General features: G+C 60.9%; 21 protein-coding genes. 5 read left to right on the forward strand and 16 right to left on the reverse strand.

Annotation, left to right across the window (positions count from 1 at the left end):
- The first annotated feature begins 48 nt into the window (after positions 1–48).
- Positions 49–1,488 (forward strand): cardiolipin synthase, encoded by a 1,440-nt coding sequence (gene cls / locus KI231_RS29555; RefSeq protein ID WP_213027042.1) that lies wholly within the window; start codon positions 49–51, stop codon positions 1,486–1,488.
- Positions 1,489–1,524: 36 nt separating this feature from the next.
- Here the strand turns inward: cls and cfaB are convergent, their stop codons facing one another.
- From cfaB to hflK (KI231_RS29595), 8 genes are all read right to left on the reverse strand, one after another.
- Positions 1,525–2,712, reverse strand: a complete 1,188-nt coding sequence (gene cfaB, locus KI231_RS29560; protein ID WP_213027043.1) for a C17 cyclopropane fatty acid synthase CfaB — start codon at positions 2,710–2,712, stop codon at positions 1,525–1,527.
- 84 nt (positions 2,713–2,796) lie between these two features.
- Positions 2,797–3,585, reverse strand: a complete 789-nt coding sequence (locus KI231_RS29565; RefSeq protein WP_213027044.1) for an HvfC/BufC N-terminal domain-containing protein — start codon at positions 3,583–3,585, stop codon at positions 2,797–2,799.
- Positions 3,576–4,421, reverse strand: a complete 846-nt coding sequence (gene bufB, locus KI231_RS29570) for an MNIO family bufferin maturase (protein ID WP_213027045.1) — start codon at positions 4,419–4,421, stop codon at positions 3,576–3,578. The genes KI231_RS29565 and bufB overlap by 10 nt, the downstream gene beginning before the upstream one ends.
- Before the next feature lie 65 nt (positions 4,422–4,486).
- Positions 4,487–4,738, reverse strand: a complete 252-nt coding sequence (bufA2, locus tag KI231_RS29575) for a BufA2 family periplasmic bufferin-type metallophore (protein ID WP_213027046.1) — start codon at positions 4,736–4,738, stop codon at positions 4,487–4,489.
- A gap of 110 nt (positions 4,739–4,848) precedes the next feature.
- On the reverse strand, positions 4,849–6,756 hold the full coding sequence (locus tag KI231_RS29580) for a heavy metal translocating P-type ATPase (RefSeq protein ID WP_213027047.1): 1,908 nt from the start codon (positions 6,754–6,756) through the stop codon (positions 4,849–4,851).
- Positions 6,753–7,814 carry a protease modulator HflK gene (hflK, locus tag KI231_RS29585; RefSeq protein ID WP_213027048.1) on the reverse strand — a complete coding sequence of 354 codons (1,062 nt, stop codon included), beginning with the start codon at positions 7,812–7,814 and terminating at the stop codon, positions 6,753–6,755. Before hflK (KI231_RS29585) ends, KI231_RS29580 begins: the two co-directional genes overlap by 4 nt.
- Complete coding sequence (gene hflC, locus KI231_RS29590) at positions 7,811–8,851, reverse strand: protease modulator HflC (RefSeq protein WP_213027049.1); 1,041 nt, start codon at positions 8,849–8,851, stop codon at positions 7,811–7,813. Before hflC ends, hflK (KI231_RS29585) begins: the two co-directional genes overlap by 4 nt.
- Entirely contained in the window at positions 8,848–10,809 is a 1,962-nt protein-coding gene (hflK, locus tag KI231_RS29595) for a protease modulator HflK (RefSeq protein WP_213028857.1), read from the reverse strand. Before hflK (KI231_RS29595) ends, hflC begins: the two co-directional genes overlap by 4 nt.
- A gap of 211 nt (positions 10,810–11,020) precedes the next feature.
- Here hflK (KI231_RS29595) and lpdA point away from each other — a divergent pair, with 211 nt between their 5' ends.
- Positions 11,021–12,421 carry a dihydrolipoyl dehydrogenase gene (gene lpdA / locus KI231_RS29600; protein ID WP_213027050.1) on the forward strand — a complete coding sequence of 467 codons (1,401 nt, stop codon included), beginning with the start codon at positions 11,021–11,023 and terminating at the stop codon, positions 12,419–12,421.
- A gap of 74 nt (positions 12,422–12,495) precedes the next feature.
- Here the strand turns inward: lpdA and KI231_RS29605 are convergent, their stop codons facing one another.
- A complete protein-coding gene (locus tag KI231_RS29605; protein ID WP_103302808.1) occupies positions 12,496–12,969 on the reverse strand; it encodes an Lrp/AsnC family transcriptional regulator in 474 nt (157 codons plus the stop codon).
- Positions 12,970–13,113: 144 nt separating this feature from the next.
- Here KI231_RS29605 and KI231_RS29610 point away from each other — a divergent pair, with 144 nt between their 5' ends.
- A complete protein-coding gene (locus KI231_RS29610) occupies positions 13,114–13,743 on the forward strand; it encodes a LysE family translocator (RefSeq protein WP_213027051.1) in 630 nt (209 codons plus the stop codon).
- Here the strand turns inward: KI231_RS29610 and KI231_RS29615 are convergent.
- The 7 genes from KI231_RS29615 to KI231_RS29645 all read right to left on the reverse strand — a co-directional run bounded on the left by KI231_RS29615 (position 13,740) and on the right by KI231_RS29645 (position 22,905).
- On the reverse strand, positions 13,740–15,872 hold the full coding sequence (locus KI231_RS29615) for a hypothetical protein (protein ID WP_213027052.1): 2,133 nt from the start codon (positions 15,870–15,872) through the stop codon (positions 13,740–13,742). The two genes, KI231_RS29610 and KI231_RS29615, sit on opposite strands and share 4 nt — an antisense overlap.
- Positions 15,859–17,046 carry a DUF3142 domain-containing protein gene (locus KI231_RS29620; protein WP_213027053.1) on the reverse strand — a complete coding sequence of 396 codons (1,188 nt, stop codon included), beginning with the start codon at positions 17,044–17,046 and terminating at the stop codon, positions 15,859–15,861. Before KI231_RS29620 ends, KI231_RS29615 begins: the two co-directional genes overlap by 14 nt.
- Before the next feature lie 76 nt (positions 17,047–17,122).
- Positions 17,123–17,950, reverse strand: coding sequence for a class I SAM-dependent methyltransferase (locus tag KI231_RS29625; protein ID WP_213027054.1), 828 nt, complete (start codon positions 17,948–17,950; stop codon positions 17,123–17,125).
- A complete protein-coding gene (locus tag KI231_RS29630) occupies positions 17,944–19,098 on the reverse strand; it encodes an acyltransferase family protein (protein ID WP_213027055.1) in 1,155 nt (384 codons plus the stop codon). The genes KI231_RS29625 and KI231_RS29630 overlap by 7 nt, the downstream gene beginning before the upstream one ends.
- Complete coding sequence (locus KI231_RS29635; protein ID WP_213027056.1) at positions 19,095–19,982, reverse strand: class I SAM-dependent methyltransferase; 888 nt, start codon at positions 19,980–19,982, stop codon at positions 19,095–19,097. The genes KI231_RS29630 and KI231_RS29635 overlap by 4 nt, the downstream gene beginning before the upstream one ends.
- Positions 19,979–21,283 carry a glycosyltransferase gene (locus tag KI231_RS29640; RefSeq protein ID WP_213027057.1) on the reverse strand — a complete coding sequence of 435 codons (1,305 nt, stop codon included), beginning with the start codon at positions 21,281–21,283 and terminating at the stop codon, positions 19,979–19,981. The genes KI231_RS29635 and KI231_RS29640 overlap by 4 nt, the downstream gene beginning before the upstream one ends.
- A complete protein-coding gene (locus KI231_RS29645; RefSeq protein WP_213027058.1) occupies positions 21,277–22,905 on the reverse strand; it encodes a glycosyltransferase in 1,629 nt (542 codons plus the stop codon). Before KI231_RS29645 ends, KI231_RS29640 begins: the two co-directional genes overlap by 7 nt.
- Positions 22,906–23,332: 427 nt before the next feature.
- On the opposite strand from KI231_RS29645, the gene KI231_RS29650 reads away from it, so the two are divergent.
- Positions 23,333–24,247, forward strand: a complete 915-nt coding sequence (locus tag KI231_RS29650; RefSeq protein WP_213027059.1) for a GDP-mannose 4,6-dehydratase — start codon at positions 23,333–23,335, stop codon at positions 24,245–24,247.
- Positions 24,244–25,215: a GDP-mannose 4,6-dehydratase gene (gene gmd, locus KI231_RS29655; RefSeq protein WP_103302826.1), complete on the forward strand. Its 972-nt coding sequence runs from the start codon at positions 24,244–24,246 to the stop codon at positions 25,213–25,215. The genes KI231_RS29650 and gmd overlap by 4 nt, the downstream gene beginning before the upstream one ends.
- Positions 25,216–25,218 lie beyond the last annotated feature (3 nt).

Raw genomic sequence — 25,218 nt, forward strand, 5'->3', positions numbered from 1 at the left:
AGAACATGGTCTGTTAAGGCATTGAATCTTGAGGAGCAAGGCTGCCCCATGGATTATTTCGGACCGCACATTTTCGGTTATTTGATCGCCCTGATACACACCCTTGGTTTGATCGCTGCGATTCACGCGGTGCTGACCGTGCGCACGGCTCAAGGCTCGATCGCCTGGGCATTGTCGCTGATCTTCATTCCTTACCTGACGCTTATTCCGTATCTGGTGTTCGGCCGCAGCACCTTCGATGGTTACATCAAGGCGCGCCGCCAGGCCAACGAACATATGCGTCAGGCCATCTCCGAACTGAACTGGCGTCCCTGGGTGGAAGAAGCCCTGACCGCTCGCGCCTCGAAAGCCTACGCATCGCTGCGTGCGATGCCGAAACTGGGGCGCATGCCATGTCTGGCCAACAACGAAGTCCAATTGCTGGTAAACGGCACCGCGACGTTCGAGGCAATCTTCCACGCTATCGACCAAGCGAAGGAAGCCGTGCTCATCCAGTTTTTCATCATCCACGATGATCGACTCGGCCAACGTCTGCGCGACCTGCTGTTGAAGAAAGCCGCCGAAGGCGTGGCGATTCATTTGCTCTACGACCGCATTGGCAGTCACGCCCTGCCCCACAGTTATGTGCAGGCGTTACGCGATGGCGGCGTCGAGGTCAAAGCGTTCGCCACGCGCAGTGGCTGGCTCAACCGCTTTCAGGTCAACTTCCGTAATCACCGCAAGATTGTCGTGGTCGATGGCGTGGTCGGTTTTGTTGGCGGGCACAACGTCGGCGATGAATACATGGGCGAGAAGCCTCCACTGGCACCTTGGCGCGACACCCACGTAAAAGTGCGCGGCCCCATAGTGGCGTGCATGCAGGAATCGTTTGCCGAAGACTGGTTCTGGGCCGCCCGTGCATTGCCACCGTTGATCTTGCCGGACGAATACCCGGATGACGGCGTGCTCTGCCAATTGCTCGCCAGTGGCCCGGCGGATGCCTACGAAACCTGTTCGCTGTTCTTCGTCGAAGCCATCCACGCGGCGACGGAACGGGTGTGGATCACCAGCCCGTACTTCATTCCCGATGAAGCCGTGTTCGCCGCTTTACGCCTGGCGGTGTTGCGCGGGGTCGATGTACGTTTGCTGCTGCCGTCGCGGCCCGATCACCGCATTGTTTATGCCGCCTCTAGCCTTTACGCCTTTGAAGCGGTTCGCGCCGGCGTGCGGGTGTTCCGCTACGAACCCGGTTTCCTGCATCAGAAAGTGGTGTTGATCGACAGCGAGATCAGCGCCATTGGCAGCGCCAATCTGGACAACCGTTCGTTCCGGTTGAATTTCGAGGTGATGCTGCTGACCGTCGACAGCGCCTTCGCCGCCAGTGTGGAACACATGCTCATAAAGGATTTCGAGCAATCCTACGAGATCGCCAAAGAAGAAAGCCGGGAGATCCACCGCCTGCAACAGGTCGGCATGCGGATCGCCCGGCTGATTTCACCGATTCTTTGAAACGCCTCTCTACCGAAAGGAAAGGGTGATCAAGGGTCAAGGGTGATAGATGTCGTCGCGAGTCCATGGCAGTTCATGGCTGCCATCGGCGTGCGCCTTCACCGCAAGGATCTGGTGCAGATTGATCCAGCCACGTGCGAACGCATAGGCGCAACCGGCCAGGTACAGACGCCAGATCCGTAGCGCCTGATCGGGCACCAGTTTCCCCGCTGCTTCCAGGTTGTCTTCCAGCCGCTCGCTCCAATGATCCAGCGTACGCGCGTAGTGCAGACGCAGACTTTCGACGTCGACGATCTCCAGCCCTGCTTCACTGATCTCGGCCGAGATCATCGCCAGATGCGGCAGCTCACCGTTGGGGAATACGTATTTCTCGATGAAGTCCCCGGCACCACGCCCCACCGGGCGGCCATCGGTGTGTTTGGCGGTGATGCCGTGATTCATCACCAGACCGCCCTCCTTTACCGCGCCAAACAGGGTTTTGCAGTACTCGGCGAGGTTCGCGTGACCGACGTGTTCGAACATGCCGACGCTGACCACCTTATCGAATCGACCGTCCTGCGGCAGATCGCGGTAGTCGAGCAACTGCAGTTCGACCTGATCTTCCAGGCCTTCAGCTTTGACCCGCTCGCGCGCCAGTTCCAGTTGTTCCTTGCTCAGGGTGATGCCGAACACCTTGGCGCCGAATTCCCGTGCGGCGTAACGCGCCAGTCCGCCCCAGCCGCAGCCGACATCCAGCAAATAGTCGCCGGGCTGTAAACGCAGCTTGCGACACAAATGGCGGAACTTGGCTTGCTGCGCCTGTTCGAGCGATTCACTGCCGGTCTCGAAATAGGCACAGGAATACGCCATGTCGCTGTCCAGCCAGAGCTGGTAGAACGCGTTGGACAAGTCGTAGTGATAGGAAATGGCTTTGGCGTCGGTTTCCTTGTCGTGGACCGAACGCACAGGTTGAGTGTCGTCATCTTCACCCAGCAAGGCATTACTCAGTTCGTCGCAGACCCGGATGACCTCACTGATCGAGCCCTCCAGTTCGAGCTTGCCTTCAACGAACGCCGCCCCTAATGCGTCCAGGCTCGGATGGGTGAACTGGCTGACCATCTGCGGGTCCTTGACCACGATGGTGACACTGGGCGTCGGGCCCAGATTGAACTCATGGCCGTCCCAGAGCCGCAGGCGAAGCGGGAGCTGCAAGTTCTGTAAGGCCGGTGGAAGTTGCGCGAGCATGGAAAATCCCCCTTGTTTCAGACGTCAGATCTGAGGGTAGACCATCCTTGAAAAATAGCAGGCTATCGATTTGATCAGCCGAAACTATCGTTGCAGACGCTCGAGCAAACCATCCTGCACCCACTGCTTCAACCAGGTAACCGCTTGCAATGGCGCGTCCTTACCATAAGTGACTGTTGAATTCGTGCACAGTTCGGCAAAGCTCCAGCCTTCATTGAGCAAGCCATTCAGCGCCGCCGCTTCAGCCGACTCAAGACTGCGGTAGTTGCAGATCAGCTCGTGGCGCCAGATCAGGCAGATGTTGGGCGTATCGAGCGCCGCGCGGGCCGGAAAATCAGTGCCGTCCTTGACCGAGCGCCACAGCGCAAGACTATTGAAGCGGCAATCAAGCCACTGCAAAGAAGGTATGGGTTTGAATTGCAGTTCTGGCCACTCTTCCGGGGCCAGCGCCGCCATGCTTTCGATCGTCAATGGATCACCCGCCGGCGCATCAAAGGCCAGGGTGAATGCCCACTCCAGTGCGGCCATTTCGGCCAATGGCGCACTCTGCTCGGGCACCAGATACTTGCGGACAAAACCCTCAAAACCCTTGCCCAGCCAACGCAGGCTGTAGTGCGCCGACGGGGATTGGCGAATGTAGGCCGTGGCGAGCAGATCAAACTCCTCGTCGCCCAGCCACTGCCAGATCGCTTCGAAGTCGTTACGCAGCACCTCCAGCAAACGTGCCTTGTAGGCGTTGTGATAGATCGCCAGGCCAGTAGCGATATCCAGCGTCGGGCCGCCGATCAGGCTCTCGTCCAGGTTCAGATTGGCCGTCGCTGTCTCATCGAGCAGAAATGCTTCGAACGCCAATTGCCATTCATTCAGGCGCATTGCTGCCTCCCGGCCAAGACCTTGGTGCCCAGCTCACGAGTCTTTTGCAATTCATCAAGGAGTTCTTCGAAGGGCGGGAAATGGTCGTCTCGTTCCAGCAGAGTCGCCACCGGACCGAAATGCTCCAGCGTGCGCTGGTATAACGCCCAGACCGGATCGCTCACCGGATGGTCATGGGTGTCGATCACGTAATCGCCGTAATCGCTGTGCCCGGCCAGATGCAGTTGGCGGACTTTGTCGACAGGCAGGCTTTGAATGAAGGTCCACGGATCGAAGCCGTGGTTGCGCGAACTGACGTAGACGTTGTTCACATCCAGCAGCAACTCGCAGCCGCTGACACGGCTCAACAGGGCGAGAAACTCCCATTCGGTGAAATCGTCCGAGGCTGCACGGACGTAACTGGAGACATTCTCCAGGACCAAGGGCCGCTGCAAAATATCCTGAACCTGCATCACCCGCCCGGCGATGTATTCCAGGCTCTCTTCGGTGTAGGGCAACGGCAGCAGATCATGCAATTGATGGGCGTTACCGCGGCTCCAGCACAAGTGATCCGAGACCCAAGCAGGCCTGACCCGTTCGGCCAGTTGCTTGAGCTGTTGCAGATAGTCGACGTCAATGGCATGCGGACCGCCAATGGACAGCGACACACCATGCATCACCAACGGATAACGCTCGGCGATGGCATCGAGGTGATACAGGGCCTTGCCGCCCTGCACCATGAAATTCTCCGAGACCACTTCGAACCAGTCCACGTCGGGCGACTGTTCGAGGATCTGCTGGTAGTAAGCGCTGCGCAATCCCAGGCCGTAGCCGAGAAAAGGTACAGAGGCGGGCATGAGCAAACTCCTGATAAAAAGTGGCCGCAGTGGCGTGAGCCACTGCGGCGGCACTTGCCGGTCAGTTACTCGCCGACCTTGCCACCTGCTTTCTCGCACGCCGCTTGAGTCATGGCTTTGAAGCCCTGGCCCTTGCAGGAGCCCATGCCTTTGCACGTGTGGTCTTTGGTTTTGCAGTCGTTCTGGCCTTTGCAGGCGTTCACGCCGTAGCAGTGAACGTTGGCATCGGCGGCCATCGCGTTGGTTGCGACACCGGCAAACAGGGTAGCAGCGGCCAAAGCGAGGGCGGCACCGGCAGCAGCGGTCTTGATCGTCATTTTTATATCCTCGGTCATCGTCAGGGGTTGTCGGCTGGAAGGTTGTTCAGTCCCGACATGGCACTAGAGAGAGCAGCCCCGACGGCGTTACAGAGGAGCGAAAAATAATTTCAGGATTCTTCCTTGAGCTTGAGCAACGGTTCCTGAAAACGCAGTAATCGCCCGGCATTACCCAGCACCAATAGCGTGCTGAGGTTGTGCAGCAACGCCGCAATCATCGCCCCGGCAGCCCCCAGCCAGCCGAACGCGGCGAACACCACAATGGCCAGCGTCCAGCCCAGGCCGATGATCACATTTACCTGCAATGTCCTGCGGCACTGACGACTGAGTCGCACGCAGGTGCCGAGCCGGCGTAGATCGCTGCCGATCAGCACGATGTCCGCCGACGCCAGAGCAATATCCGCACCGCCCGCCCCCATCGCCACACCCACCACACCCGCCTTGAGCGCGAGCGAGTCGTTAATGCCGTCGCCGACCACCATCGGCCGGAAGCCATTGTCGATTTCCTTGAGCACGCGATTGAGTTTGTCCTCGGGCAAGGCCTGGGCTTCGACTTCGTGCAACCCGACCTCTCTGGCCAGAGACTGCGCCACACTGTGTCGATCGCCCGTAAGCAGCAGTTGCCGTCCAAGGCCCAGTTCACGCAATTCACCGAGGGCAAATCTTGCTTCCGGTTTGACGCTGTCAGCCAGTAACAACCACGCGAGAAATTCCCCGTTGAGCGACAGCCCGGCGATGGGGCCGTCGTGATCGGGAACCGTGGTCGTGGTGATGCCGAGTTGCGCAAACAACTCAGGGCGGCCGAGAGCCGCTTCGCCCTGTCCGGTGAAGGCGACGACGCCGAGCCCCTGCCGCTCATGGATATCGCTGAGGGACAAATAGTCTTCCTGCCGCACCAACCCGGCCAGTGCGCGACTGACCGGGTGACTGCTTGCAGCGCCGAGACTGGCCGCCAGCGCCATCACCGAGGACGAATCCGCGCATGGGCTGTTGATCGACTGCAAGCGCAAAGTGCCAAAAGTCAGGGTCCCGGTCTTGTCGACCACCAGCGAAGTGAGGTCGGCCAATTCTTCGAGGAAGGCCGAACTGCGGATAAGAATCCCGTGGCGCGCCGCTACCGCGACACCGGCAATCGCCGTGGCCGGAGCGGAAAGCACCAAGGCGCACGGACACGCCGCCACCAACACCGCGAGCATCGCTTGCGCATCGTGGGTGACAAACCAGGTCACGGCTGCCAGCAGCAACACCAGCACCATGTAACTGCCGGCATAGCGTTCGAGCAGGCGAGTGATGGGCGGTTTTGAGCGCTCGGCGTTTTGCATCAGCGCGATGACTTTGCCGAGGGTCGACTCATCGCCGGTGCGGGTCACTTCGATATGCAGCAGTCCGTCCAGATTGATCGCACCGCCAAATACCGACATGCCGACGTCTGCTTCCACCGGCACGGATTCGCCGGTAATCGAAGCAGTATCGAGACTGGCCTGGCCAGATAGAACGCGTCCGTCCGCCGGAACACGGTCACCGGCACGCACCTCGACCGTGTCGCCGGGTTTGAGCATGCCGTTGTCGATTTCGATGATCGAGCCATCGGCCTGCAGTTTGCGCGCGTGACTGCGGGTCAATTGGCCGAGGGCGTGAATCGCTTCCTGTGAACCAATGACGCTGCGCTCCTCCAGCACATGACCGAAGATCATGATGATCGGCAGCAGCGCGGCGGTCAGCAGATCACCCGTTGCCCACGCCCCGAGCATCGCCAGGGCAATCAGTTGATCGGTAATGCCATGCAGGCTCGGATAACGCACGCTGTACCACGCCGAACGCATCACCGGCACGGCAACTAATAAAGAAGCAAAACCGAGCAGCAACTGGCTGACACCGGTTTGTTCCGGCATCGCCCAGCGCCAGATCAAACCGAGGCCGAGCAGCCCAAGTGCGAGCATCGCCAACGTCAGTTGCCGGGCTGCGCGCCGTTGTTCGGCTGAGGACAACAGACTCGGTGCAGCGGTAGTCGCGTTCATTGACTGGCTCCCTGAATGATCAGGCGGGAATCGTCTTGCGGATCGACCGTGGTCACCGATCCAGCCTGGCCGAGGATTTTCGGCATGCGCTCGCGGTACAGGCGCAGGAGCATTTGCGGGTCGGTGCCTTGTTGTCGGGCCTTGGCCAGGCTCAGCACCGTGGCGGTGTCAGCTGACGCTTTGGCCAAGCGTTCACCGGCCTGAGCGTGGGCGACTTGCAGCGTGCGGTCGGCCTGCTCGTTGGCGGACTGGGTGAGTTTCTCGGCGTCAGTGCGGGCATTGGCCACAGCTTTGTCGGCCTGCTGACTGGCGGTGAGGACGGCGTTGAATGCACTGACGGCAGGATCGGGCAGACTCGATTGCACATCGACCCGCGCCACTTCGATGCCGATGCCCTGCCCGTTCGCCTTCAGTTCAGCCAAGCGTTTATTGATGCCTTGCACCAGATCACCGCGCAAGCGTTCACGGCGTTCGGCGGCTTGATTGTCGGCGCCAATGAGTTCTGGTCGAGCGACCAGAATGGTGTCCAGATCCCGCGCGGCGGTCAGGGCCACGGCGCTGCGAGTGACCAGACGATCGAGCGCCGGCAGCACATGATCGCCCTGCAGGACGAAGTCATAGGGATCGGTGACTTTGTAAAACACCCGCACATCCAGTTGCACCACACCGGCATCACCGGTTAATAAATAACCAGAACCGGCCAGTGCATCGCTGATCGGTGTCGCGAACGAGGCGACTCGGTCGGCCTTCAACGCCTCATCGCTGCGCAACAGATTCTCCACTCGCCGCTCAATCACCCGATCCGCCGCCGGCAGCAGAACCACCTGTTCGAATGGCTGCGGCCACGCCAACAGCAAACCGGCATTCTGGATGCGATCCAGCGCGCCAAAGTGCAAGACCACGGCACGATTCTGCGGATCGATCTGCCGCACATTGGAAAACGCCCACGCCAATGCGGCCAATACGGTAACCGCGTACAAGGCGAAAAACGCCAAGCGACCGGCTTGAATCCACGGACTGTTCAGCGCATGTGTTCCACGTGGAACTTCTTCACTCATGGCTGCGTTCCGCTTTTGCTATCGAGATTCGGCGGGCCATCGACCAGCACACGGAACGGCGCGGCATCGGTGCGCAATATCAGTTTGGTGTCTGGAGTAACGATGGTGCCGAGGGTATCCAGCGAACGCAGCAAGTTGTACAGCTGCGGCGAACCGGCATAGGCGCGCCCGTAGATCTGCGCCGCTTCGACACGGGATTGCGCTTCGATATCGGCGGCTTTCACTGTCGCGTCAGCCTGCACGATTCGCGCATCACGCTCGGCGGCAGAACGGATTTGTGCCGCTTCGCGTTTGCCGATAGCGGTGCGTTCGGTGGCGATCGTTTCACGCTCGGCGCGCATCCGATCAACCGTGGCGGTGAGTGTCACCGAGGGCAAAGTCAGCCGTTCGATACCGACCTGCACTACGCGCACACCATACGTGGCGAGCAGTTGCTGATCGATCTGCTGGCGCAACTGCGCCTCGAAGTCGGCGATGCGTACCTGACTGGAATCGGTATTCACCAGATTCGCCAGATCAAAACTGCTCGCGGTGGTTTCCAGGGCCGAGCCGACAAACGTGCGGATCTGCCGCGCCGCCTCGTCCGGTTGATTCTGTACCGCGCGCATGAAGCGTTGCACATTGTCCGGATCGCCTTGGACCTGCCACGCTACGTAGGCCTGAACGATGATGCGCAAACCGTCGCGGGTGCCGACATCCTGCAACCCACTGGAGGTGGTGCGCAGACGCAAATCGACTGGAATCGCTGCTTCGAACGGTGCCGGCCAGCGCCAGCTCAAACCCGGGTCGAGCAAAACCCGCGATGGGTTACCGAAACGCGTGATGACCGTGGCTTCGCCGGAGCGCACTTGCACCAGACTCGCCGCCGCGATGGCGAAAGCCACCAGCAACGCCGCCCAGCCCAGGCGTCGCCACGGCAATGGCCCCGCCTCTTCCGGCGCGCCGTGGTGGTGATGACCGTGATGATGGTGATGTCCGCCGTGGCTGTGATCGTGGCCGCCGTGGTCGTGATGATCGTGTTGATGCGACTGGCTCAATGGGCGACTCCTGGTTGAGCGATGGTACGCGCGGGCGTCGGGTCAGCCGGCAGCGTGAATGAGCGCAGGTCGATGGTCGGGGCGTTGCTGCTGCCGCCCAGTCGATGGTCGAGTACCAGCAATTTGGCTTTGCTCAGGCCTTGGCTGAGTTGACTGAGGTATTGCTCCAGCACAAACGCTTGGCCGGCACTGGCGTAGGCTTTTTGTTCGGCGCTGAATTTCAAATCAGCGGCCTGCGCGGCGGCGCTGATTTCGCGGGCGCTGGCGCTGGCCTGATCGCGGGCAAGGCTGGCCTGCAACTGCGCCTGATTACTCGCTTCGGCCGCTGCACCGCGTTCGCGGGCGATCAATGCCTGCGCACCGATCTGCGCTGCTTGCACGCTGTGGTAAGCGTTGGCTGCACCGGCCGGCGGATGAATCGCCTCGACGACCGTGGCGAGAATTTCCACGCCGCTGTCGAGTTTTTGCAGATCGCTTTGCACAGCGCGGCCGATGTCTTCTGCCAGCCCTGCCCGGTCCGCTCCAAGCAATCCGTCGAGGGTGCGCGAGGCGAAATCGTGGACCAGAATCCGGCTGGCGGTGCTGCGGATCAGCGTCGGCACATCGGCGCTGTTGTAGGTTGCCGCCAGCGCCGCTTGATCGCTCAGACCGATGCGATAGACGAAACGCACGTCCATGTTGACGATCTGAAAGCTCTGCTGCTCGCCGCGGCTGCTGGCGATGACCTGGGATTTGTCGTTTACATGGCTGGCGTCCCACAAACGGTTGGCTGTGTACGGAGCCGGCCCTTCGGCCGGTTCGGATTGAACAACTGCCGGCGTTTCGCCAACACTGGTCGCCAACTCATGCACCACACCGTTTTCGACGCTCAATACCCGTCCCAATGGCCACGGTAAACCTGCGTGCAAGCCGGGGCCGAACACCTGCACCGGTTTGCCGAAGCGCTCGTAGATACCACATCCTTGCAGGGGAATTTCGTGGAGGCCGGTCAATGCCCAGCCCACCACCGCGACCAATGCCAACACCGGCAGAAACGCCTTGCGCATGTAGCTGAACGCCCAGATCTGGCGCAGATCGATGCCAAACCGGTTATGCAATTCGTGCTGCAACACGAGCAAGGGTTGCGGCGGCCAACGCAGCAGATCGGCAACAAAACTGCGCGCCAGCAAGGTCGGTTCAAGCTGATCACGTCGAGGGCTGAACAGTGACAGAACGGCACGCAATAACCACTCGATCGCGACCAATCCCGGCAAGATTCCCACTAGCACCGCCAAGCGAACGGGCCACAACGCCTGGTCACTGGCGAACAGTAAACACAGCGCTCCCAACACCAGACTGATAATTGCCACGCGCATCAGTTGGGCCAATGAACCGGCTTCGGGCCATTGCGCGGGGTTTTCCTGAGCCAGTTGCCGCTCCAGCACCAGCAGCCCGAACGCCAACAGCAAGGCGAGTGCCGCGCCAACCGTGGCGGACACACCTACTGCAGCGGCCGGTAAGGCGAGGTTCCACACCTGCTCGATACTGAGCACCACCAACAGTGCCCAACCACCCAGCCACAACGTCGCCGCGCCGATCAGGCCGAGCAAGTAAACACTGCGTCGACTCAGACGATCGAGCAGGCGCTCGTACCAGCCATCCGGTGCGGGCGACTCCTCAGCCGCAAGCGGTAGCGACGCCAGCGGACTCATCACCCGGGCACGCCACTGCGTCACCCACCACGCCGATTGCAGTCCGGCGACCAACACCAGCAACGCCGCCCCCTGATTGACCAGCAGCGGCAGCCATAACGATTGCGGCGCGAACAATCCGACAAAAAACGCCAGCCCCCACCCTGCCCCGGCCAGACTGCCAAGGCCAATCGCCAGACGGCGTAATCGCCGGCCCTGTGTCGCGGCCTGCTGAAAGCGCGGCAGTCCGGTCACTTGCGTGCCCTCAACCTCCAGATCGACTTGCATATCACCCCAAAGCCATCGGCTCACTGCTCTTATCGTTACGATATAACGAAAGTCGTGAAATATTCGTACACAATTGCGCTTATCTAAAGACGCGCAACCTGTCGCTTGCCTGAAGCCTTGACCGAAATGTCTATACGCGCACATATTACGCTCGTAATTTTTATCACCGACTACTTTTAGCGATCCGCATCCCTCAACCAGGAGTAAGCGCATGAGCAACTATGACGTAGTGATTCTGGGCGGCGGCCCCGGTGGCTATAACGCGGCGATACGCGCCGGCCAGTTGGGCCTCAAGGCTGCTTGCGTGGAGGGTCGCGCAACCCTTGGCGGCACCTGCCTGAACGTCGGTTGCATGCCGTCCAAAGCCTTGTTGCATGCCTCGGAGTTGTACGACGCGGCCATGGGCGCGGAATTCGCCAACCTCGGCATCGAAGTCAAACCGACGCTGAACCTCGCGCAAATGATGAAGCAGAAAGACGAGAGCGTGGCCGGCCTGACCAAAGGCATCGAGTTTCTGTTTCGCAAGAACAAGGTCGACTGGATCAAGGGTTGGGGACATATCGACGGGCCGGGTAAAGTCACGGTCACTGGCGATCAGGGCAGCAAGATCGAGCTGACCGCCAAGGACATCATCATCGCCACCGGCTCCGAGCCCACGCCCCTGCCGGGTGTCGAGATCGACAACAAGCGCATCCTCGACTCTACCGGTGCGCTGTCCCTGAGCGAAGTGCCCAAACATCTGGTGGTGATCGGTGCCGGCGTGATCGGCCTCGAACTCGGTTCGGTGTGGCGCAGGCTCGGTGCGCAAGTCACGGTGGTCGAGTACCTCGATCGCATCTGTCCGGGTGTCGATGGCGAGGCCGGCAAAACCTTGCAGCGCGCGCTGAGCAAACAAGGCATCGCCTTCAAACTGAGTTCGAAAGTCACCAGCGCCACCGCCTCGGCCAACGGTGTGCAGCTCAGCGTCGAACCGGCGGCGGGCGGCAGCGCCGAACTGCTGGAAGCTGATTATGTGCTGGTGGCCATCGGTCGCCGCCCGTATACCCAAGGCCTGGGCCTGGAAAACGTCGGTCTGAGTACCGACAAGCGCGGCATGCTCGCCAACAAACAGCACCGCACCGAAGCCCCCGGCGTCTGGGTGATTGGTGACGTGACCTCCGGGCCGATGCTCGCCCATAAGGCTGAAGATGAAGCAATGGCCTGCGTCGAGCAGATTCACGGCAAGGCCGGAGAGGTCAATTACGACCTGATCCCCAACGTGATCTACACCAAACCGGAGCTGGCCAGCGTCGGCAAGACCGAAGAGCAGCTCAAGGCTGAAGGTCGCGTCTACAAGGTCGGCAAGTTTCCGTTCACCGCCAACAGCCGGGCGAAGATCAATCACGAGACCGAAGGTTTCGCCAAAGTCATCGCCGACGAGCGCACAGACGAAGTGCTCGGCGTGCACCTGGTCGGCCCAAGCGTGAGTGAAATGATCGGCGAGTTCTGTGTGGCGATGGAGTTCAGCGCTTCGGCTGAGGACATTGCCTTGACCTGCCATCCGCACCCGACACGGTCCGAGGCGCTGCGCCAGGCAGCAATGAATGTCGAGGGGATGGCGACGCAGATGTAAAGATCAAAAGATCGCAGCCTTCGGCAACTCCTACAGGAGTACGCATTGCCTGCCGAAGGCTGCGATCTCTGCTTTCAGGCAGGAAGATGCCCCAGCGGCAAGGCTCCCGGAGTCTTCACCGTGTGAATCGCAAAGTTGCTGCGGATGTCACTCACCCCCGGCAGCTTCAACAGGCAACCACTGAGAAAACGGTCATACGCGCGCAGATCCGGCACGACAACCTGCAGCAGAAAGTCCGACTCTCCGGACACCAGAAACGCCGAAATCACTTCCGGCAACGCGGTGACCGCCCGGTAAAAGGCTTCCGCCTGTTCATCGTTATGCCGCTCAACCTTGACCCCGACAAACACCGTCAGCCCCAACCCCACTTCATCGCGATCCAGATTGGCCTGATAGCCGCGAATCACCCCGGCCTCTTCCAGCATCCGCACCCGGCGCAGGCAGGGCGAGGCAGACAGGCCGATTTCGTCCGCCAGCTCGACGTTGCTCAGGCGTCCGTCCCGTTGCAGCGCGGCGAGAATCTTGCGATCAAAAGCGTCGAGTTTCATCTTTGGCAGATCCTGATGGTGTGCGCATGAAAAGAACGCAGGTTATGCCAAATCTGCAACCTTTTGAAGCTGACTACGCAAGCACCTGCCCCGCCCTTCAGCCCTAGACTGACGTCACCGAATCGACAACGAAAGGGGTATGACGTGGCGAGTCTCTGGCTGTTTTTCCTGGCATTGGCCGTGGTGTTTCTTTTGCCCGGACCGGACATGATCCTGCTGCTGCAAACCGGCGCCCGTCAGGGTCGTGGGGCAGCGCTGGCCACGGCGATGGGTCTGGCGATTGCCCGCGGTTGTCACGTGGCATTGGCGGCGTTGGGGCTGGCGGCGTTGTTCAAGGCTGCGCCGTGGACGTTCGACGTGGTGCGACTGGCCGGGGCGGCGTATCTGCTGTGGATCGGCATTCAATGCCTGCGCAGCACACTGGTGCCGAACCTGAACGCCGGGGACATTGCCGACACGCGCGGGCAATGGCGCGAAGCAATCCGGCGCGGCTTGCTGACCAATCTGCTCAACCCCAAGGCGCTGCTGTTCTGCTCCGTGCTGTTGCCACAATTCATCGTCGCCGATGGCGCACCGGTGCTGAGCCAATTCACCGTCCTCGGCATGCTGCTGGTTGGCGTCGGATTGCTGTTCGACAGCGCCTACGCCCTGACCGGCGCCGCGCTGGGCCGTTGGCTGCAACACAGTCCAACGGCGCAACGGGTTCAGCAATGGCTGTTCGGCAGCCTGTTGATCGGCTTTGCGGTGCGCCTGACGTTCATCCAGCAGGCTTAGTTTTTGCGCACCTTGCGACGACGGCCGAACACCAGCAACGCGGCAACGCCAAACAGCACAACGGCACCGATCACCGGCCATTTGTAAGGCCGCAGCGCCGTGCGTACGGCATCGGTCACTTGGGTGACGTAACGTTTGTCAGCGTTGGCAAAGTCCGGCTCCTCGCACTGACGGCCGAAATTCTCCGCCCACTGCACGTACGGCCCTTCCTTCACGTAACGCTGATACAGCGCTTGCTGATCTTCCACGCTGGTGTTGAACCCGGCGGCCCTGCACAACACGGCAGCAAACGCCTGACTGGTATGCGGCAGGTTGTCGGCCGCACGATTGGCCAACTCGGACGCGACGAAACGGTAGTGGAAACGATGCTTGGTCAGCGCTTCGCTGGCCTGCTGGCGTTGCACTTCGTCTTCATTGACCAGCGGCCCGGCTTGCAACGCCGGGCTGCCGAGAGAATAGAAACCGCCAAACGACACATAATCCGGCGCCATCTCGTACCCCAGGATCAAGAAGCCGTTTTCACGCGCGGCCACCGCAGCATTGAACAACGCCGTGGCGCGTTTCGTCGGCCACCATGCATTGTCTGCCGCCAGACGCTGTTCGCCGTAGTACCTGGCCTCATCTTTCATACTGCTGCTGTCGAAATAGTCGAGCGCCTCGGCGTAATGCCCTTCACGCAACAAACGCCGGGCCAGCAGATAACGCAGATTTTCGGCTGTATGCAGTTGCTCGGCGTCTCCTTGCCCATCGTCAATCGGCACTGCCGGGGCCGGGACGTTTTCATCGACATACTGCTTGAGCTCTTCGACCGTCAGCACGCGCTCGGCCACCGTCGCGGCGTCAAACCAATAGATGCTGTTGCTGCGATACAACTGCACGAAGGCTTGCAGGTATTCGCCCCGTTGCAAGGCCAGAATCGCGCTTTCGCCCTCGACCCGGCATTTCGGCTGGACGGTTTCAAACGCCCAGTCCGCCGTGCGCTGATAGCCCCAGCTTTCGCTCTGCGGGAACGCTTGTGCGGCTTTGGCGTAAGCAGCAGCGGCGGCATTTTTATCGCCATCGCGTACCGCCAGCTTCGCCCGCAACCACCAGGCCAGTCCGCCGTCACCGGCGTTTTCGAGGAAGGCCTTGGCGCTGGCGTAGTCACCCTGTTGGTAATTCATTGCCGCCAGCCGATCGGCGTTTTCGAGGCTGCCGCGGGTGCTGCTCTGCAGCAGTTTGATGAGTTTTTTCTCGTTCGGCGGCTGCTCGCCATACGACCAGTCGAGACGGCTGACCAACGATGCGGTGACCAACTGCTGCACCGCTTTGCGTTGCAGCAACTTCGCCAGATCAGCCTCGGGCAACTCGGCCAGTTCGTTCACCAATTGTTTCAGCGAGGTGTAACCCACGGCCGAGCCATGCAGATTTTGCGCTTCATACAGTTCGATGGCGCCGCTCCAGTCGCCGGCGCTGCGCAACACCCGCGCCTCCTCGCCGAGACTGGCAACGCCCAGTTCCAGCGGATCGCTGAAGCCGTCGATGCTCATCTGGCGGGCTTGGCGGAACGCTTCACGCGATTGCTCCAGCGCTGCGATGGCGTCTTCCGCTTCACTGCTCATGGCCAACCAGGTACGGCCAAGCGAGTAGGCCGCCCAAGTGCTGCGCAACGGACGCTGCTCGGCGGGCAATGCCAGCAGTTTGTCGAAATACTCGACCGCCAGTTGATGTTCGCCCGTCGCAAACGCTACCGCGCCCGCCACGTACAGACGGATTTCCGCTGGCAGACTGGCGCCCTGCTCTTCGGCTTGACGGGCATCGGTCAGGCCACGCAGTTGCATGACCAGCGCGGCCTGCTCGTTGTCCAGACCAAGCTGTTCGGCTTGTTCGCGGGCCTTGGCCGGCGCCTCTTCATCGCCATACATGTCGTCGGGATTGTGCGTCGCCGCCGTGACATTCTTCAGCCCGGCGATGGTCTTGCCGAGACGACTTATTTCGAATTTGAAGCTGCCCGCCGGCAAATCGGCCAGGGTCTGCCCGCGATCATCGAGCAGCCGGTTAGGGAAATCCGGGCCGCAGGCCACAGCTGAACCCAGCGGCAGGCTGAGGCTCAGGCAAAGCAGATGGCGGGGCCAGTTACGGGTCAACATGCGAACCTCCTTGATCAATATGTGCGCAACGTGCCCAACCGATGGCGCGCTGCCCGTCCGCCGGCAAGCGGCCGTCGCGAAGGCGGGTGAAGGTAAGCAGATCCGGGCTTTGTTGCAACGAATAACCGGTGAGCGCATCGGCCCCTTCACAACCTTGGGCCTTAATGGTGATCCGCGCGGGCCATGGGCTGTCGAGGTTGCCGGGATTGTTCAGCGTGATGTCGTAGAGACCGCCCTGCTCGCTAAAGCTCAGGCCGAGCTGGCTGTGCAACGCATCGCCCCGCGCTACAGCGCGCAACGTGGTCAGACTCCAGGCGCGCCGGTCATTGGCCAACGGCAGCCGAAACCAGATCAACCCGGCCAGATGCGCAGGCGGATCTTCGCGTAATGCTTTACCGAGTTGGCTCAGTTGCAACGGATCAGCGAGCAATTCGCGGCGCTGACCGCCGCGCTCAAGCGGTACTTCACTTTCAACCAGCGGTGCGCCGTCGCCATCCGCCAACAGCGCCACACCATAGGCCGGTAGCGCTAGGTAAAAGGGTTTAGATGTGATCTTCCCCCAGGCGTCCGCCCATCGCCGTGCCTGCTCGGGATCGAACAGACCGCGTCGCGGGTCACTGACGGCATGCACTTGCAGCACGCTGCTATCGACCGCGGCCAGCAGGGTCGGCAGCTGCGCACTGTCGAGCCACGCCGGCAACGCGGTGATGCTCAGCGGCAATGACACCGGCAACGCCGAACGCAGATGGCTGAGGAATTTTGCATAGTCCGGCAGCCGGGCGTTGCCGGCATCGTGGTCGATTTCCACACCCTGCACCGTGAGGCCTTGCGCCTGCCAGTCCTGGATCACCTGAAGGATTTGCGCCGTGACCTGTTGCTGGTCCAGCGCCTTGAGTTGGCCGTCAAGACGAATCACTGCGATCAGCGGACGGCCATCGCTTTTCAACAAGGCTGCATCGATTCGCGCCCGGCTCCAGTCCGCCCCCGGAAAAGCCTGCAACGCCAACACGCGCAAGGTGGAAAAATCATTTCGGCTATCGCGCAACGCCGCCGCATGGGCGGGCGTCCACTGGCGTTGCCAGACATAAAGTTGCTGGTCGAGTGGCGGTGCGTCCCGTTGTTCACACCCCGCCAGCAACATCACCGTAATCAGTATCGAATAACCCAACCGCATGAAATCGCTAATCCCTGCCGACACAAAAATGCAGGGTACACAAAACCGCCGCGAGCAGGCTCACGGCGGTAAAACTTCAGGGCTTGCGGGCAATGATGATCTGACATCTTGGCACCACCGCATCGAGTGCCTGTTTGATCTGCAACCCGCGCGGAGTTTCCAGCAGTGCCTGCCAGGTAGCCGCCCAGTGGTTGAGCAACGGATGATCGGGGTTGCTCAGGTCAACCTTCGCTTCCCAGAACAGCAACATCCACATGGCCCAATAGAAACCGTGCTGGCTGTGGCTGATGACTTCCAGCCCCGCCTCACTGACCATCGTCTTGAACTGCTCTTCGCCGATGATCCGCACGTGGTTGGGCTTCTCGAAGTACACCGGCGCGGCGATACCCTTTTGCAGGTGCTCGGAGCTGGGGTGCGGCACGCTCAGCAGATACAGCGCGCCCGGTTGGCCGACACGCACCAGTTCGGCGAGAAACTGCGCCGGATCGTCAACGTGCTCGATGACTTCAGTGGACACCACGCGGGTCGCGGTGCCATCGGCGATCGGCAAGGGGTTGCAGTCGGTGACGTGGCATTCGATGTCGCGCGCCGGGGTATCGCTCAGACGCTGGCGGGTGGCTTCAACCTTGGCGCCGTCGATGTCGGCGATGATGATCTTCGCCCCGCGCATGCCGCAGAAATGCACGTTGCCGCCATCGCCGCAGCCGACGTCGAGCAGCGTGTCTTCGGGGCCCACGGGAAAGCCTGTGAACAACTCCCCGGTCTTCTGGTTGAACCAGCCGCTGAGCTCCGAATCGTGGAGGCCGAGCAGGAATGGATCGACCTTGGGCGCCGGTGGGATGACGGCTGGCGCAACGGCGGGAGCAGGCGCCGCCACTGTGCGTTTCTTCAAAAAGCTCAGCATGAGGTGGCTCCAGAGGATGGGACAGCGGATCGGGACGTACCGAGGCGCGCCACCAGGGCAGCTCCGCGGTTGCGCATGGGCATTTCAACGAAGCGGTAATTGAGTTCGCTGAGCAGCGCGATCAGGCCCAGGGCAAGCAGCGACGTCAGAATCGGATGCCCGGCAGGACTTGGCAGGCCGGCTGCCTGCAAGCGAAAGATCAATTCACGCACCATTAGATAGGCCGGAACATGGATCAGGTAGATGCCATAGGAACGGCTGCCGATCCAGGCCATCAGTTGCTGCAATCGGCCGGCCGGCAGCAAGTAATCGCGGTTGTACGACGCGATCCACACCAGCAGCGCGCTGAGCACGGTGAGCGAACCGATGCGATAGCTGGCAAACGTAAAGCGGTCGGTGGCCATGAAACACAAGAGCAATCCGATGCCCAGCAACACCGCTGTGCCAACCCCGGGCAAGCGCAGAAAGGTCGGCTCCCAGCGTCGATAGGAAGGTTGCGCGCTCCACATTGCCAGCAGCACACCAACTGCCAGCGCATCAGTGCGCACAAACATCAGCAACGGAGAGCGCACGGTGAGAATCTGCACCGCGATCAGCGCCAGCAACGCCCAGACCAGGTGTTTGCGCAACAGCACAATCAGCAGCGGGAACAGCAGGTAGAACTGCTCCTCCAGCGACAGGCTCCAGTAGACGAAACTGCTGCCGTATTCGTAGTGGAAGAAGCTGTCGGCCAAGCGGAAATTGGCGTACTGCAGCACACCTGCCAGCGTCGCCTGCAGGTTGGCGTACAGCGAACCGAACGCCCCCGAGCGATTGAGAAAGACACACGCCAGCAGCATCAGCGCCAGCCACAGCCAGGCCGCCGGCAATAACCGGAAGGCGCGGCGCAACCAGAAATTGCGCGTCTGTTGCCAATACTCCTGACGCGTGTTGCAACGGCGCAGTGCCGGGATCAGGCCGCGAGCGATGACAAACCCGGAAATCGCGAAGAACAGATCGACGCCCCACCACGATTGCGTCCACACCTGAATTTTCACCAGCAGCGGCACGGTATCGGTAAACAGACTGCCCTGCACGTGATGGAACAGCACGCCCATTACCGCGACAGCGCGCAAGACTTCGATGTCCATGATGCGCTTGTCGCTCATGGTGCGCCTCCGCCATCCAGTGGCTTGCGCGCGATGATCACCTGACTTTTGGGCATGAACCGGTCCAGCGTCTGTTTGATCAGCAGCCCGTCAGGCTGATCGAGCAGGCTCTGCCAGGCCCTGGCCCAGTGCTCCATCATCGGCGTGAACGGCTCATGGATACGGTCACGCACGGCCCCCGTGAGTTCGCGGCCGGCCGCCCGTTCGCCGGCCCAGAAGAAGATCATGCCCATCACCCAGAAAAAACCGCTGGCCTGACGATGCTCGATCACCAGACCGGCGTCCTCCACCAGCGCGGCGAAACGCTCCGGAGTAAAAATCTGCACATGATTGGGCGATTGGTAATAACTGGCCGGCGCGATGCCTTTTTGCAGGTGCTCACCAACCGGGGCCGGCACGCTGAGCAGATACTGCGCGCCAGGACGGCCCATGCGTACCAGTTCGGCCATGAACGCTTCAGGCTGGTCGACATGCTCGAGCACTTCCATGCACACCACTTTACTGGCGCAACCGTCGGCCAGCGGCAGCGGCAGGCTGTTACTGACCAGCCCCAGATTCAACTGGCGGCTTTGCGCGTCGACCTGCCGCGCCAGTTCGCGGACCTTGTCGTGTTCACTGTCGGTGAAGATCACTGACGCGCCCTGGCGCACGGCGAACAGTGTCGCTACGCCGTCACCGCAACCGACGTCGAGCAACGTATCGTCAGCGGTGATGGCAAAGCCCTTGAGCAACTCGCCGCTGTCACCGAGAAACCAGCCGTCGAGGACCGCGTCGCGCAACCCGACATACAGTGGTGACGCGGCATCGGGTGCGGCAGGGGCCGGCTCCACGACGGGAACCGCTGCAGGCGCCGGACGCAATCGTGCGAGCAGGCGCCGGATCATGCGACGGCGACTGGCGCTGATGAAGAGCCGGCCGCTTGCAACAACGGCTCGAGGAACGCCTGTAAACGCTGCTCGGCGCTGGCCTGACTGCAGAAGCGCTCAAGGCTGCGCACCGCTTCGGCCGACATCGCCGCATAACGCTGTTGATCAGTCTTCGCCACGTCGTAGCTGGCCCGATAAGCCGCGCACAGCGAGTCCCAATTGGTCATGTAGCGCATCGTGCGATAGGCCGCTCGCGGGTCGTGGGGCCAGGCCGTCAGCTCTTCGGTGAAATCGACGATAAACGCGTTGTCGGCGCTCACGTAGTCAGCCATCGCGGTGTTCAACGGCGCAATCGCCGGTTTGCCGCAGGACATGAATTCCATCAGCGGCAGGCACTGGCCTTCACCGAAGGAACTGTTGACCACGTAGCTGGTGGCCTGCACCAGGCGTTCGTAATCGACGTCGGCCAGATAACCGTGGATCAGCACGATCCGGCATTGGTAAGACTGGTTCTTGTAGAGGTGGTGCAGCATGTCGGTCAACGCCTCGGCGATGTCGTGGTGCGTGAGTTTCAGCACCAGGGTCGCATCGGCGGTATCACGGAACGTGGTGCAAAACGCGCTGAGCATGTCCTGCCAGTTCTTGCGCCCGTCGTAGGGGTTGAACACCGAGCAATAGACCACGCCGTCAAGCTGCAGCGAGCAATCCTGCGCCGGCCCGGCGAAGGACAGCGGCGAGCCTTCGCACCGCCCGGGTGGCCCATAGGGGCGTAAATCCACCGTGCGACTGTCGATCAGCAACCCGCGCAGCGTCAGGGTGATCGGCTCGATGACAGGGCGTCGATCCAAATGTTCACCGCGCGCGGCGAAGCGATCCCACACGGGCGCTGGGATCGCACAGATCGGGTAATCCGCGCCCATCGCATTGCGCACGGTGTCGACCGTGAAGCTCGAATGGGTGATCGCCCGGCCGCATGCCTCCAGCACCACCCGCCAATCATGGCGAGGTTCGCCCTGCCAGTTTTCGGTGGGGATGGTGCTGAACTCCCAGGCAAACACCGGGATGGTCGGGCAGGCGTAATGAATCGGCGTGCGATGCGGCGGCGAGAAGGACAGAAAAACGCAGTCCTCGCCACGGCTCAGGCAATCGAAATACAGGCGATCAACCAGTTCGTCCGGGTTGCTGACCTCGATCACCTGACCGATTCGCTCCAGCACCGGGCGGAATTCCTTGAGGACGAAGTAGTAGCTGTACTCGGGGCGGCCGAGGTTCTGCTGGATGTTGCTCTTGTTGGTTTCCGAATGAATGATGATCAGCATGCGGCAGTCCCCGCCTCGGCCATCAGCGGCGTGTTTTCGCTGTTCGCCTTCAGGTCGAAAAACGCCATCACACGCTGCTGCACCGGGGTAAACCCGCAGTAATCGCGCATGCGCTCATTGGCGGCAGCGGCCATGGCCAGATAGGCCTGCGGGTGGTTTTTGGCCATGGCATAGCTGTCCTCATAAGCGGCTCTCAATGAGCTCCAGTCCGGGCGATGGCGCACGGTGCGATAGAGGATCCGCACGTCTTCCGGCCAGATCGTCGGCTCGTGACTGGACTTGACGATGAAGCCGACCTTTTCGTCGATGTAGTCGCGCATCGCCGTGTGATTCGGGGCGATCACCGGTTTGCCGCACGACATGAACTCCATCAGCGGCAAACACAAACCTTCGCAGCGGGAGGCGTTGACGTAGAAACTCGCGGCACCGTACAACCGGGCGAACTCCTCGTCCTGCAAATAGCCGTGCATGACCACGACCCGGCAGGCAAACGGCGAGAGTTGCGACAGCAAGGTGATCAAGTGAACGTAGTAGCTCGCCAGGTCGTTCTGGGTGATTTTCAGCACCAGCGTGGCGTCTTCGTTATCACGCATGGCCCAGCAAAAAGCGGTGATCAGGTGATGCCAGTTTTTGCGACCGTCTTCAGGGTTGAACACGCTCACGTAGACCACGCCACTGACATCGATGGCCACCTGTTCGCTGGTGTCAGGCAATACCGCTTGCGGATGTCCTGCGGGGTCCAGCGCTTCGCTGACCGTGGTGACCACCGGCAGTGGCTGCGGTGCTGGCGTACGCAATTTCGCCAACCGCTGACGGAGGGAGTCCGGCACCAGATCGCCAACGGCTTCGCGATACCACAACAGCAGATTGTGCTTGAGCAAGAACAGCGGCGGGTGTTCGCCAGGGCTGGTCAGCGCCCGACAGGCTTCGCGCAGGTAATGCTTGGTGATGAATGCACGCCGACGCCAGGTCAGGGGCGGTGCCGCTTCGGGCTCGGGTTCCGGCTCAGGTTCAGCCAGGCCGCGAAGTTCCAGTTCCTGCTCACTGTGTATCGGCGCGATCAAGCCATCGGCGGACAGGCCCATCGCGCGACTGTCGATGATGCAGCCCTTGATCTGCAACGTCGTACCCGGGTTTACCGGGGCTCCTGGATAGTCTTGTCGGACCTGCGCAAAGCGCTCCCACAACGGTGTGGGTAGCACGAGTACGGGGAAGTCCTCACCCAGGGTTTTACGGATCGCCTGCGCCGTGTGGGTGGACAGGGTAATTACCCGGCCATGACGCGCCAGGGTCTGGCTCCAGTCCTGGCGGGGATCGTCGTCGCAGCACTCGGACGGGATCGAGTCATATTCCCAGGCAATCACGCAGACCATCGGGCATTGCAGATCGGTCGGGGCTTTATGCGGTGGCGAAAACGAAAGGAACAGACATTCCTCACCGGCCTGACTCAGCTGTTGATACAGCGGATCGACGTCGGCGACGGACGCCACCACATGCACGCGACCAAGGCTTTCCAGCACCGGGCGATAGGCCTTGAGCACGAAGTAGTAACTGTATTCAGGACGACCGAGACTCTGGCTGATGGAACGGTCGTTGACGTCCGAGTAAAGAATGAAATTCATGGCATCCCACGATGAAGCAGCCATTCCGGCAACCTCATGCTATGACGGCCCAGCGTCGGATCAAGCCGGTCTCACCGGTGCTTGTCCTTACTCTTGAGGCCCGTCTTCGTTCTTGTTTTAGTGGTCGGTTTCACCCTGTTGCGCCAAGCCCACGGCGAACCCCGAGCATGGCGACGAGGGGCATTCTAAACACATCCGTCGAGCATTCGTGAACCGCACGGCGAGAAAAAACCTGACTACGCTAATGAGAACTGACCGGTCACGGTTTGGCCTGTTGAAATTGCCGAGCAATTGGCACAGATTGGTAACAAACAACTACAACATTTGACTTCGCCAGCCCCTCAGACGCTTTTTTCTTTCGATCTGACGGATATTTCCTTAAAGCCTGTGGGAAAGTGGCGCAAGTTCAAGACCAAGGGGTCGCTGTTTGAAAAAGCGTCTGTTCGTCACGGGTCTTAGCGGATTCGTGGGACACCATATCCAGGCACGTCTGGCAGTACCTGATTCGTCTTGGGAGTTGCTGCCTGTCGCTTCGCCCTACGACCTCACGAATGCCGACAGCCTCGTCGATCTCTGGCCGCAATTGCCCGACGCGGTCATTCATCTGGCCGGGCAGACCTTTGTCCCCGAAGCCTTTCGTGATCCGGCCCGCACCCTCGACATCAATCTGTTCGGCACTCTCAATCTGTTGCAGGCCCTCAAGGCTCGCGGCTTTACCGGCACCTTCCTGTATGTCAGCTCCGGCGACGTTTACGGCCAAGTGGCTGAGCACGATCTTCCAATCACCGAGCAACAACCGCCCTGCCCGCGCAACCCTTATGCGGTGAGCAAACTCGCGGCGGAATTTCTCAGCCTGCAATGGGGCCTGAGCGAACACTGGCCGGTGCTGGTGGCGCGCCCGTTCAACCATATCGGCGCCGGGCAGAAAGACAGCTTTGTCATCGCCAGCGCCGCCCGCCAGATCATTCGCATCAAGCAGGGTCTGCAAACGCCACAACTGGAAGTCGGTGACATCGATGTCACGCGCGACTTCCTCGATGTCGGCGATGTGGTCTCGGCCTACTTCACGCTGCTTGAAAAAGGCCAACCGGGGCAGGTCTACAACATCTGCTCGGGACGCGAGCAAAGCATTCGCAGCCTCATTGAACAGTTGGCGGACCTGGCCGAAGTCGAGATGCAACTGGTTCAGGACCCGGCGCGCATGCGTCGCGCCGATCAACGCCGCGTTTGCGGCAGCCACGCAAAACTGGCCAACACCACCGGCTGGGCGCCAGACATCACTACACAACAATCCCTGCGGGCGATCCTGTCCGACTGGGAGACGCGAGTACGACAAGAATGACAAAAAGTGCATTGATCACAGGGATCACCGGTCAGGACGGCGCGTATCTGGCCAAATTGTTGCTCGACAAGGGCTACAAGGTTTATGGCTTCGTGGCTCGGCGCAGCAGCGATTCGCGCTGGCGTCTGCGCGAAATGGGCGTCGAGGCCGACATCGTCTATCTGGACGGTGACATGGCCGATGCCTGCTCGGTCCAACGTGCAGTCATTCAATCGACTCCGGACGAAATCTATAACCTGGCGGCGCAGAGTTTCGTCGCCGCGTCGTGGAATCAGCCGGTAACCACCGGCATTGTCGATGGCCTGGGCGTTACTCACTTGCTCGAAGCGATCCGCCAGTTCAGCCCGCATACCCGCTTCTATCAGGCGTCGACCAGTGAAATGTTCGGTCTGATTCAGGCTGAGCAGCAGGACGAAAACACGCCGTTCTACCCGCGCAGCCCGTACGGCGTGGCCAAGCTGTACGGCCACTGGATCACCGTCAACTACCGCGAAAGTTTCAACCTGCATGCCAGCAGCGGCATCCTCTTCAACCATGAATCGCCACTGCGCGGCATCGAGTTCGTCACCCGCAAAGTCACCGACGCCGCCGCCCGCATCAAGCAAGGCAAGCAGCAGGAGCTGGCCCTGGGCAACATCGACGCAAAACGCGATTGGGGTTTTGCCGGCGACTACGTCGAAGCCATGTGGCTGATGCTGCAACAGGACAAGCCTGACGATTTCGTCGTCGCCACCGGCGTCACCACCACGGTGCGCGAGATGTGCCGTATCGCCTTCGATCACGTCGGCCTCAACTACCGCGATTACGTGAAGATCGACCCGGCCTTCTTCCGTCCGGCCGAAGTCGAAGTGCTGCTCGGCAATCCGGCCAAGGCTCAGCGCGTGCTGGGCTGGAAGCCGAAGACCGACCTGGATACCTTGATCCGCATGATGATGGATGCGGACATGAAACGCGTCGCCAAGGAGTAGGCC

The organism is Pseudomonas sp. Seg1 (assembly GCF_018326005.1).
Classification (GTDB): domain Bacteria; phylum Pseudomonadota; class Gammaproteobacteria; order Pseudomonadales; family Pseudomonadaceae; genus Aquipseudomonas.

What these genes read in the sequence shown, in the direction of transcription:
- cfaB (WP_213027043.1), bottom strand. Translation starts at nt 2,712, where the DNA reads ATGCTCGCGCAACTTCCACCGGCCTTACAGAACTTGCAGCTCCCGCTT.
- KI231_RS29605 (WP_103302808.1), bottom strand. Translation starts at nt 12,969, where the DNA reads ATGAAACTCGACGCTTTTGATCGCAAGATTCTCGCCGCGCTGCAACGG.
- KI231_RS29580 (WP_213027047.1), bottom strand. Translation starts at nt 6,756, where the DNA reads ATGAACGCGACTACCGCTGCACCGAGTCTGTTGTCCTCAGCCGAACAA.
- KI231_RS29615 (WP_213027052.1), bottom strand. Translation starts at nt 15,872, where the DNA reads ATGTTGACCCGTAACTGGCCCCGCCATCTGCTTTGCCTGAGCCTCAGC.
- lpdA (WP_213027050.1), top strand. Translation starts at nt 11,021, where the DNA reads ATGAGCAACTATGACGTAGTGATTCTGGGCGGCGGCCCCGGTGGCTAT.
- hflK (WP_213028857.1), bottom strand. Translation starts at nt 10,809, where the DNA reads ATGCAAGTCGATCTGGAGGTTGAGGGCACGCAAGTGACCGGACTGCCG.
- gmd (WP_103302826.1), top strand. Translation starts at nt 24,244, where the DNA reads ATGACAAAAAGTGCATTGATCACAGGGATCACCGGTCAGGACGGCGCG.
- KI231_RS29640 (WP_213027057.1), bottom strand. Translation starts at nt 21,283, where the DNA reads ATGCTGATCATCATTCATTCGGAAACCAACAAGAGCAACATCCAGCAG.
- hflK (WP_213027048.1), bottom strand. Translation starts at nt 7,814, where the DNA reads ATGAGTGAAGAAGTTCCACGTGGAACACATGCGCTGAACAGTCCGTGG.
- KI231_RS29620 (WP_213027053.1), bottom strand. Translation starts at nt 17,046, where the DNA reads ATGCGGTTGGGTTATTCGATACTGATTACGGTGATGTTGCTGGCGGGG.
- bufA2 (WP_213027046.1), bottom strand. Translation starts at nt 4,738, where the DNA reads ATGACGATCAAGACCGCTGCTGCCGGTGCCGCCCTCGCTTTGGCCGCT.
- KI231_RS29630 (WP_213027055.1), bottom strand. Translation starts at nt 19,098, where the DNA reads ATGAGCGACAAGCGCATCATGGACATCGAAGTCTTGCGCGCTGTCGCG.
- KI231_RS29625 (WP_213027054.1), bottom strand. Translation starts at nt 17,950, where the DNA reads ATGCTGAGCTTTTTGAAGAAACGCACAGTGGCGGCGCCTGCTCCCGCC.
- KI231_RS29645 (WP_213027058.1), bottom strand. Translation starts at nt 22,905, where the DNA reads ATGAATTTCATTCTTTACTCGGACGTCAACGACCGTTCCATCAGCCAG.
- bufB (WP_213027045.1), bottom strand. Translation starts at nt 4,421, where the DNA reads ATGCCCGCCTCTGTACCTTTTCTCGGCTACGGCCTGGGATTGCGCAGC.
- KI231_RS29635 (WP_213027056.1), bottom strand. Translation starts at nt 19,982, where the DNA reads ATGATCCGGCGCCTGCTCGCACGATTGCGTCCGGCGCCTGCAGCGGTT.
- cls (WP_213027042.1), top strand. Translation starts at nt 49, where the DNA reads ATGGATTATTTCGGACCGCACATTTTCGGTTATTTGATCGCCCTGATA.
- KI231_RS29565 (WP_213027044.1), bottom strand. Translation starts at nt 3,585, where the DNA reads ATGCGCCTGAATGAATGGCAATTGGCGTTCGAAGCATTTCTGCTCGAT.